The following is a 2,507-nucleotide window of genomic DNA, read 5'->3' as shown; positions in this document are numbered from 1 at the left end:
GCCACTGGCGTATCTCTACGGCCGGTTCACCGACTACATCACCGAACGCCGCGAGAACCCACGCGACGACGTGCTGACCGGCCTTGCGGCGGCTGTGTTCTCAGACGGCAGCACCCCGCCCGTGGCCGACGTCGTGTGCGTCGCAGCGAATCTGTTCGCGGCCGGGCAGGAGACCACGGTCCGCCTGCTGAGCACCGCGGTGCAGTTCATCGCCGAGGACCCGGCGCTGCAGGCGAGGCTTCGCGCCGACCGCGGCCTGCTGCCGGGCTTCATCGAGGAAACACTGCGGGTGGAGAGCCCGATTCGGGGCGATTTCCGACTCTCCAGGGTCCCGGTGACCGTTGGGGGAGTGGACCTGCCCGCAGGTGCGACGGTGATGTTGAACAACGCGGCTGCCAACCGTGACCCCCGCAGATTTCCCAATCCTGATTCGTTCGACATCGAACGCTCAAATGCCCGAAATCACATCGCCTTTGGTCGTGGAGCGCACAGTTGTCCTGGGGCTCCGCTGGCCCGCGCCGAGGCGATCTCTTCAGGCGGACGCGCCGCGGGGTAGAGCTCACCGAAGCAGGTGAGAGACTGCGGGCGTCGACAGCCGGCCCGTTGCGCCAGCTGGAACTCGCCGTTCAGTATGCCGGGTCTCCGGTGGCGCGGCTTAATCGAAACGTGCTCCTTGGCCTGCTGGAGACGGCGGTCGACGTACTGGCAGCACCGCTCCTCAGCACGCTGACGACCGTCTTCCCGAAGGCCACCTTCTCTGTCACCGTCGGCAGCACCGATCAGTTGGTTGAAGCGATGCTGAAGGGTGCCGTGGATGTGGCACTGATCAATCCAGTGCCCGATGTGCGGGTGTTCTACCGGGAGATGCTCGCCGAAGACTTAGTTTTGGTCGGTGGGCCAGATTCGCGGCTTGACTCGACTCAGGCCGTGACGTTCACCGATGTCGTCGCACTGCCATTGGTAATTCCGCGATCGTCTTCTGGTATCGGCACACTGATCCAAAACGCGGCGTTGAGGGCGAAAGTCAACGTCAGCTACCGTACTACCACCGACTCACTGCACGTGATGAAGAGGCTCATCGAAGCCGGGCTCGTCCACGGAATCCTTCCACTGTCCGCCTGTTGCCGCGAAGTCGAGGATGTTCGATTGCGGTTCGCTCCCATCAGCGAACCAGCAATGACACAGCGCCTCGGCGTGGCCGCGACATCCCAACTCCAGTTGCCACGCGAATTCACAGTCAAGATCGGAAACACCATCCGCGAGGAGGTGGCGGCTCTCGTTAAATCCGGCAGCTGGTCAGCCGAGTTCTTGTCGCCTCAAAGCTGGAATCCGAGTATGAGCGGCTGAGATCCTTTGTCCCTGCGGTCATCGGTGCAGACCGGAAGGAAAAACGTCAGCGGCTAGCGGTTCTGGAAGTTGGGCTTGCGCTTCTCGGCGAACGCGCGGGGGCCTTCCTTGGAATCCTCGGACAGGAACACCTGGATACCGATCTGGGTGTCGGGCTTGAACGCCTCGTCCTCGGCCATGCCCTCGGTCTCGCGGATCGTCCGCAGGATGGCCTGTACGGCCAGCGGACCGTTGTTGCAGATCACCTCGGCGATCTCGAGCGCCTTGGTCAGCGCCTGTCCGTCGGGCACCACATACCCGATCAGACCCATCTCCTTGGCCTCGGCGGCGCTGATGTGCCGCCCGGTCAGCAGCAGGTCGCAAGCCATCGTGTAGGGAATCTGTCGCACCAACCGCACCGCGGAACCGCCCATCGGGTACAGGCTCCACTTGGCCTCGGATATGCCGAACTTGGCGCTCTCGCCGGCGACCCGGATGTCGGTGCCCTGCAGGATTTCAGTGCCGCCCGCGATCGCGGGCCCTTCGACAGCGGCAATCAGCGGCTTTTTCAGCCGCCGGCCCTTCAGTAAGGCGTCGATGCGTGACGGGTCGTAGCTGCCGTCCTTGAACGAGTCGCCCGGCGGCTTCTGGGTTGCCGTCTTGAGGTCCATCCCGGCGCAAAAGTAGCCACCGGCCCCGGTCAAGATGCAGCAGCGGATGTCGTCGTCGGTGTCGACCCGGTCCCACGCCTCGACCATGATTTGCATCATTTCCGTGCTCAGGGCGTTGCGTCGGTGCGGCCGGTTCAGGGTCACGATCAGCGTGTGACCGCGTTGTTCGACCAACGCGTCGGGGCCCGATTCGTTTGCTGCAGCCTCGGCCACGGTTACCGCCTCTCACTCGTCATTGGGCATCAGCTTGTCAAGAAATGTAACACGTTCTAATTTGGTGGCCGTGGCCCTGAATATTGCCGACCTCGCCGAGCACGCCATCGACGCTGTGCCCGACCGCGTAGCCCTCATCTGCGGCGATGAGAAACTGACCTATGCCCAACTGGAAGAAAAGGCCAATCGCCTCGCGCACTACCTGAAGGACCGGGGCGTGCAGAAGGACGACAAGGTCGGCCTCTACTGCCGCAATCGCATCGAGATCGTCATCGCGATGCTGGGCATCATCAAGGC

The 2,507-nt window shown here is 63.2% G+C and carries 4 protein-coding genes; 3 read left to right on the top strand and 1 reads right to left on the bottom strand.

What is annotated here, in order from left to right:
• Both VML93_RS32565 and VML93_RS32560 read left to right on the top strand, forming a co-directional pair.
• Window positions 1-556, top strand: a 556-nt coding sequence (locus VML93_RS32565) for a cytochrome P450 (RefSeq protein ID WP_325617040.1), incomplete at its 5' end; no start/stop codon positions are given.
• Between the two features lie 47 nt (window positions 557-603).
• Window positions 604-1,347, top strand: a complete 744-nt coding sequence (locus tag VML93_RS32560; protein ID WP_325617038.1) for a LysR substrate-binding domain-containing protein — start codon at window positions 604-606, stop codon at window positions 1,345-1,347.
• Between the two features lie 53 nt (window positions 1,348-1,400).
• On the opposite strand, the gene VML93_RS32555 is transcribed toward VML93_RS32560, so the two are convergent.
• On the bottom strand, window positions 1,401-2,210 hold the full coding sequence (locus VML93_RS32555) for a crotonase/enoyl-CoA hydratase family protein (protein WP_325617036.1): 810 nt from the start codon (window positions 2,208-2,210) through the stop codon (window positions 1,401-1,403).
• A 64-nt stretch (window positions 2,211-2,274) separates the two neighbouring features.
• On the opposite strand from VML93_RS32555, the gene VML93_RS32550 reads away from it, so the two are divergent.
• The coding region (locus tag VML93_RS32550) for an AMP-binding protein (RefSeq protein WP_325617034.1) at window positions 2,275-2,507 on the top strand (233 nt) is incomplete at its 3' end.

The sequence above is a fragment of the Mycobacterium sp. genome, from assembly GCF_035499775.1.
GTDB lineage: Bacteria > Actinomycetota > Actinomycetes > Mycobacteriales > Mycobacteriaceae > Mycobacterium.
This window is presented reverse-complemented; position numbering and strand designations above follow the sequence as displayed.